The organism is Prolinoborus fasciculus, from assembly GCF_056724605.1.
Window position 1 is genome coordinate 1 of record NZ_JBWZQN010000097.1, and the last position, 6951, is coordinate 6951.

Annotated in this window: 4 protein-coding genes and 3 pseudogenes; 4 read left to right on the plus strand and 3 right to left on the minus strand. The window is 38.2% G+C overall.

The features are described 5' to 3' along the window. Window positions 1-1469 (plus strand): IS66 family transposase (gene tnpC, locus AC1P5O_RS15830; RefSeq protein WP_499006367.1); only part of this gene is annotated, 1469 nt, incomplete at its 5' end. A gap of 33 nt (window positions 1470-1502) precedes the next feature. Next, window positions 1503-1670, plus strand: a pseudogene (locus tag AC1P5O_RS15835) (IS5/IS1182 family transposase); the annotation flags it as partial. A gap of 322 nt (window positions 1671-1992) precedes the next feature. Here AC1P5O_RS15835 and AC1P5O_RS15840 read toward each other — a convergent pair. Continuing rightward, window positions 1993-3165, minus strand: a complete 1173-nt coding sequence (locus AC1P5O_RS15840; protein ID WP_044113093.1) for a replication initiation protein — start codon at window positions 3163-3165, stop codon at window positions 1993-1995. Window positions 3166-4021: 856 nt separating this feature from the next. Between AC1P5O_RS15840 and AC1P5O_RS15845 the strand changes: the two genes are divergently transcribed. Continuing rightward, window positions 4022-4795: a ParA family protein gene (locus AC1P5O_RS15845; protein WP_004647772.1), complete on the plus strand. Its 774-nt coding sequence runs from the start codon at window positions 4022-4024 to the stop codon at window positions 4793-4795. 13 nt (window positions 4796-4808) lie between these two features. Next, on the plus strand, window positions 4809-5720 hold the full coding sequence (locus tag AC1P5O_RS15850; protein WP_103801007.1) for a ParB/RepB/Spo0J family partition protein: 912 nt from the start codon (window positions 4809-4811) through the stop codon (window positions 5718-5720). Window positions 5721-5769: 49 nt separating this feature from the next. Here AC1P5O_RS15850 and AC1P5O_RS15855 read toward each other — a convergent pair. Then, window positions 5770-6484, minus strand: a pseudogene (locus AC1P5O_RS15855) (IS5 family transposase). A gap of 367 nt (window positions 6485-6851) precedes the next feature. Continuing rightward, window positions 6852-6951, minus strand: a pseudogene (locus AC1P5O_RS15860) (IS1 family transposase); the annotation flags it as partial.

A 6951-nucleotide genomic window follows, 5' to 3' on the forward strand; every position in this document is an offset into this window, starting at 1 on the left:
AAGTTCAGCATCTTTCTATTCTCAATCAAAAATACGAGCATGAACTGGCGCTGTTTAAAAAGCACAAATTCGGCAGTAAAAACGAACATCTCACCGCAAAACAAATCCATCTCTGGGATGAAGCGGTCGAAGAAGATATCGCAGCCGTTGATCTGGAACTGGAACGGCTGAATGCAGATAAAACCGATGCAGCGACACACAAAGCCAAAGCAAATAAACCTAAACGTCGACCACTGCCAGATCATCTACACACCATCCGTATTGAGCATGAACCTGCATCAACCCAATGCGCTTGTGGCTGCCAACTCCGTCGTATCGGCGAAGATGTCAGTGAAAAACTGCATTTCAGACCGGCACAGTTCTATAAGGAACAGCATGTGCGTGGTAAATGGGTCTGTGATCAGTGTGACACCCTGACTCAGCAAGCGATGCCTGCCTATGTAATTGATAAAGGCATTGCTTCACCTGAATTGCTCAGCCATGTGCTGGTATCGAAATATGCCGATCATTTGCCGCTGTACCGTCAACGTCTGATCTATCAGCGGGCGGGAATCGAACTTTCTAGATCAACTTTATCTGACTGGATAGGTCGCTGCGGTGTAGAACTGGAACCTCTGGCCAATGCCTTAAAACAGGTGGTGCTGCAACAGCGGGTGATCCATGCCGATGAAACGCCGGTCACCATCATGCGGATGGGTGATGATGAGAAAAAACCGAAAAAAGGTTATGTCTGGGCCTATGCCACTACACAGTACAATCCAGTTCAGGCAGTGATCTATGACTTTCAGGATAGTCGTTCAGGCCAGCATGCTGAAGCGTTCTTGAAAGGCTGGCAGGGCAATCTAGTCTGTGATGATTACAGTGGTTATAAAGCACGCTTTAAATCAGGTCAGGTCATAGAGGTGGGCTGCATGGCCCATGCACGTCGTAAATTCCATGAACTGCATGTGACCGGGAAAAGTCAGGTCGCTGAACAGGCATTGGTGCTGATTCAGAAACTGTATGCGATAGAAGTAGAACTCAGGAAAAAGACCGATGGTACAGCAGAACAGCGCCGCGAATACCGACAACAGCATAGTCAACCAGTGATGCAACAACTGTATGAATGGCTCAACCAACATCATCTGACAGTGCCATCGAGTTCTCCCACCGCCAAGGCGATCAATTACAGCCTAAAACGTTGGCAGGCACTCTGCCGCTATCTGGATGATGGTAATTTGCCTATAGATAATAACTGGATTGAAAATCAGATGCGTCCCTGGGCGTTGGGGCGCAAGAACTGGCTGTTTGCTGGCTCGCTGCGCAGTGGTCAGCGAGCGGCAAACATCATGACGTTAATCCAGTCAGCAAAGCTGAATGGGCTGGATCCGTATGCCTATTTAAGTGATGTGCTGAAAAGGCTGCCGACACATAAAGTGACCCAGATTGAAGAGTTACTGCCACACTGCTGGAAACCTGAACCGAATTAAAAAATAGGCATGGGGTTCAGCGGACGCTTACCGAACAATGACCATATGGACTGGTATTTATATAAAATCAGGCATTTAGTTGAAAATATGTTTTGTAGATTAAAGCAATTTAGAGGAATAGCTACTCGATATGACAAGCTCAAAAGAAATTATCAAAGTTCTGTTGCTTTAGCCTGTATATTTTTATGGCTACCTTTATAGGGTTAATTATGAACAGTAAATGTCAACAGACCCTAGTTATTTGTAGTCATAAATTTAGTCCCCACTTGTTTTTAAGTGGGGACTAAATTAAGGCTTATAGGATGAATTCATAAGGTGTGTTCAGCGAACACTTACGTTTTGAATAGATTTAAGGAATTAGGCAGACCTCATACCCAAGTTGTCACTTGAATTTGGATAACTTAGGGAAGATCTATATCTAAAGCCTTTATCCAACAGAGTCGTTTTTATCCTAGGGTCCTTACCACTTGTATTCTTTACAAACATATATTTAAAAAAGTGTAGCAAGTTGCTACACTTTTCGCTAGATCAGCTCTTTACCAAAAATATCATTCAGTCTTTCACGAATACTTTGAACGAATTCTGGATTATTTTTAAGTTTATGCTTCATATTTCGTTTAAAGTCATTCAGCCCCATACCAATTTCAGCAAAATCCATTTGGAATAAAGTGTCATTAATGACAATATTTGCTTGAGAGTCAGTGAGGCATCCTACTTTTTTAAACCACTTCTTGAACTGCTGATAATTTTCATCATTATTAAAAATATACCAAGAACGTACATTCGTATCGAATTTAGCCCCTAATTCTTTTACGGATGCATTGTCTTCAAATGGAACATCAAGATAGATTTTTTCAATCACTGCAATTTCATCCAGTGCCTTATCAGCAATCCGATGATGCAGTTTAAAATTCACACCTACAATTGGACGGCCTTTCTTAACGGTTTCATACTCTAATTGTAGATCTGTATTTTCGTTAATTTCTGTCACTATTTTGTCTAATACATAGCGTCTAAAATCTACCCAGCGATCATATTTGGTTTCATTAATATCAATCAGTGCTTTCAAGTTTTCTAAAAGCAATGGCACTTCATAACTCTTTTGATTGGCGTACTTAAATTCGTTTTTAATGAAATAAGTATAAAGACTCATACTGGCAACAGAATCTAGGGCAAAAAGATGTTTTAGCTGATAGGTAGTAAAATTACCCCCAGCCAGTTGAGTGAAATACGGCAACACCTCACTAGTAAAACGAATCTGAATCGCATTTTTAGAGTCATCTTCCCATCTTAACTCACGGATAATGGGAACGACAGAATGTACTTTTTTAGTCTTTCTCTTACCATTATCAGCAGGCTCCTCAATAATAAAATGAGCTACCCGGGATGAAAGCTCTTTATAGATCCGATCTATTGCAACATTAATTGAATTACGTTTATTTAATCCTAGTAAATCTGCCAAATCATCCTTATACAAATAAATATAAGTTTGTTCGGTAATTTCACCATCTACCCTATTTTTCTCACTATAATTCGCAACCGCCATTGCATATAGAAGTGCCTTATATTCATTGGATGACAACTCGATTGGGCGAATTAAGCGGTTACTGGTACTGACAACGCCATTATGGCGAATGTTGCCTATACAGTAGGGAATATAATTCGTTTCTTCTTGCAATGGTTCAGATTCTGTCATAACCGTGATATTTATAATTTGACTTAGTTTTTATATACAAAAGTGGAAAAACTTTCAAGACTTTCACCACAAGATTCTAAAAGTGGAAGGTCCGTCATCAAAAAAAGCGTTATTATCCGGTTTTTTGCCTTTAAAGTGGAATTAAATACAATATTTCCACCCTACAGTGACAGACCTTCCACCTTTAGCCCCCGAAATTACAGTTTAGAATGACTATTTTTACTTTTTTCACCCACATTCAGATAGGTTAAGTTAAATAGAAACCCTGATGTGACAAGGCTTCCACCTTTCAGTTAGATTCGAAAGGTATAACTGCACATATAATCATCAGGAAATATCCAATAAAAACAGATTATCCACAGGTTAAGAATATACAGTGACAACCCTTCCACCTTTAAGGCTTAGTTACGAGACTTTATTAACATATTAAATAATTGTTTTTTAAATTATTTTTAAATAAAAATAGCGGTTTAAAAAATAGCAGTGACAAACCTTCCACCCTAGTGACAGACCTTCCACTTTATAGTGACAAACCTTCCACTTTAGAGTGACAGACCTTCCACTTTAGAGTGACAAACCTTCCACTTTAGAGTGACAGACCTTCCACTTTAGAGTGACAAACCTTCCACTTTTAAAACTCTAAGCATTTGTTTTATATAATAAAAATACACTCTTAATTATTAATTAGCTAAATAACTAATTATTCTAATTATTAATTAAGCTAGCTTAGTTAAAAATTTATTTTTAAGCTGTTTTACATCTGAACAAATAGGATTTATAAATTTTAAAACTATAGTAAGATGAGTGAAAGTTATTTATATTACTAAACATTCAAATACGGAATCATCTGACACGCATGTCTGCAAAAATTATTACTGTTGCTAACCATAAAGGCGGATGTGGCAAAACAACGACTGTTGTGCACCTAGCCTCAGAACTTGCCAATCTGGGCAACAAGGTTTTAGTCATTGATTTAGATCCTCAAGCAAACGCAAGTTTACACATTGGGATCCAACATCCAAGCGAAATTGTTGTGACTACAGCAGAATTACTAGTGGGCGATATTTCGTTGTTGGCAGATGCATTACAAGAAGAAACGAACTTTGAAAAAGTATCATTAATTTATGGTTCCTTGAATTTAGGAAAAACTGAAGACCAACTAAAAGAAGAAGCTCCCCGTCCTTCTGAAGAGTTAAATATCAAGTTAGAACTGTTAAAAGATCTTTATGATTTTATATTGATCGACTGTCCACCTAGTCTTAAATTATTAACCAGCAATGCCCTGGCATCTTCAACACATGTCATTATTCCTATCGAATCCGGATCACAATATGGATTGTATGGGGTAACAGATCTTTTAAATCATCTTGAAAAGATCAAACGTATTAATCCAGATTTAGAGCTTTTAGGCGCTTTACTAATTAAGCATGATGAACGTCAGAATGTCTGTAAGCTGATTCGGAATGAAGCCTTAAAACAGGTAGGAAAACTTTTAGAGACCACCATTCCTCAAAGTACTAAAGTTAATCAAGCAGCGATTCTGCAACAATCACTTTTGAATGTAGAAAAAAATTCAAAAGTACGTAAGGCTTTTGAAAGCCTTGCCAATGAAATTGTAGCTAAAGTTTAAACCTGAGAGTATTATGGCAAGCACCAAAGAGCTTTTAGCTCAGAAACTGAAACAGAATACAGAAAAACATCAGCAAGCACAGAAAGACAATATTAGAGAGCTGAAAGAGTTTAGACGTAATGTTCCTATTGAGGATATTAGTCGCAGTCCAAACCAGCCGCGTAAATTATTTGAAGAGTCACAATTAAAAGAACTGGCGGATTCCATTAATGAAGTCGGTCTGTTGCAGCCCATTACAGTGCGTAAACTTGATAATCTGAAATATGAACTCATTGCAGGCGAGCGGCGCTTACGGGCGCACCATTTACTCGGCAAGTCTGTGATTGAAGCGATTATCATTGATGCGAATAATGTAGAAGCATCTTTGTTAACCTTAGCAGAGAATTTAAAGCGTCAGGACCTGACAGATTATGAAATTTTTATTGGCCTGAACTCACTTGATGAGAAGTTAAAGAAAAACAAGCAACGTTTAGCCAATTCACTGGGTTTAAATCGCGAAGATATGTACAAGTATTTAGCGTACGAAAAACTGCCTCAAGTAATTTTAAATGACCTTGATGTGGAACCAGGCCTACTAGGTCGTACTGCTGCAACTGCATTCAAAAAATTTCTGTCGGATCATATAGAGCAACTTTCTGAGGCCGAAAAGGCTTTGCTAGGGGCTTGGGAAAAAGTAAAAGACAAAAAACTAGAGCAAAGTAAAGTTACTGCCTATGCTGAAAAAATATTGAGTCAGGATCCAGGAAAACTGACCACAACATCTGTGGTTAGAAAAATTGAATATGCAGGTAAGATTGCGGGGAATATCAAACTCAATCAAAAACAGCTTAAGGTTTCTCTGAATATCTCGGAAATTGACGAAGCTAGTCTCTTACAACTAGAAGATTTTTTAAAACAGCTTATTCAGAAAAGTGAAAAAGTGTAGCAAGTTGCTACACTTTTTTTGACAATCTCAAACTAGGGCGTGTTATCAATTAAGCCAGAAAGATCGCTGATAAGAAGTTTTGAGCCAATTTATCATAGCGTGTGGCAATAGCACGATATTGTTTGAGCTTGGCAAAAAAATTCTCGATCAGATGTCTTGCCTTGTAGATATGTCAATCATAATCACGCTGATCAATAGAATTACTTTTCGCGGGCATCACAACTTGACCCTTCGCCTCTAAAATTGGATCAATGACCCGATCCCTAGAGTTGTAGGCTTTATCCATAAACCAGGTCTGGCTCAACGATAAGTCCAGCAACACATCTGAACCGTTTAAGTCATGGACCTGCCCATTCGTGAGATAAAATCCTGTCGGGTTGCCTAAAGCATCAGTACGGGCATGAATTTTGGTGCTTAAGCCCCCTTTACTGCGCCTAGTCGCCTGATTTCCCCCCAGCGCTGTGTTGGTAAGCACGTACAATGGGGTGGAGTCTAACATGACATATTCATTGTCAAGGTCATGTGACAGCACTTCAAAGACTCTCTGCCACACACCTGTTTTAGCCCAAAGACTAAAACGAGTATGCACTACTCTAAAATCACCAAAGCGTTCGATTAAGTCTCGCCACGGGATACCTGAACGATACCGCTTCAACAAATAGTCGGTTATCTTTGGCCGTTACTCCAACAGTACCCATTCGTCCATGTAACAGATCTTTAATCTGTTCCCACTGATCATCTTTTAATGCATAGCGTTTAGTCATGAAAAAATTATGAGGACCGGTAAGATTTTCTCAAGCTAATTGATGACACCTTAATTGAAAATAAAAAACGGTTTTAAATATTATTTCTATAAATTTCAATGTTACACTGACTTATAACAGGTTTTAATTGATTCCGCTTAGATGATATATGGGACCTAAAAAATTAACTAATTAACTTATGTCCATGAAAAAAGTATAAATAAATGGACATATATCAATGATGTATGGTTGTTTTTTTATAATAAATAGCCTAAGTGATCGTTAGTGAATAGATGTTTTTTTTGGTGCGGTATAATTACCTGAAAATCCAGACATCAGTTATAAAATGAGATAAATTTTGGGTGGTGTTTCAAAAAGTATGCTGACATTAAATGAAGCCATTATTGATGTAAAAAAAGGTTAAGTCGAAAGCTTTAAAATGGTTTTCAATCTTTTTTGAAAAATTACAACTCCTTCTAAAACCGCGC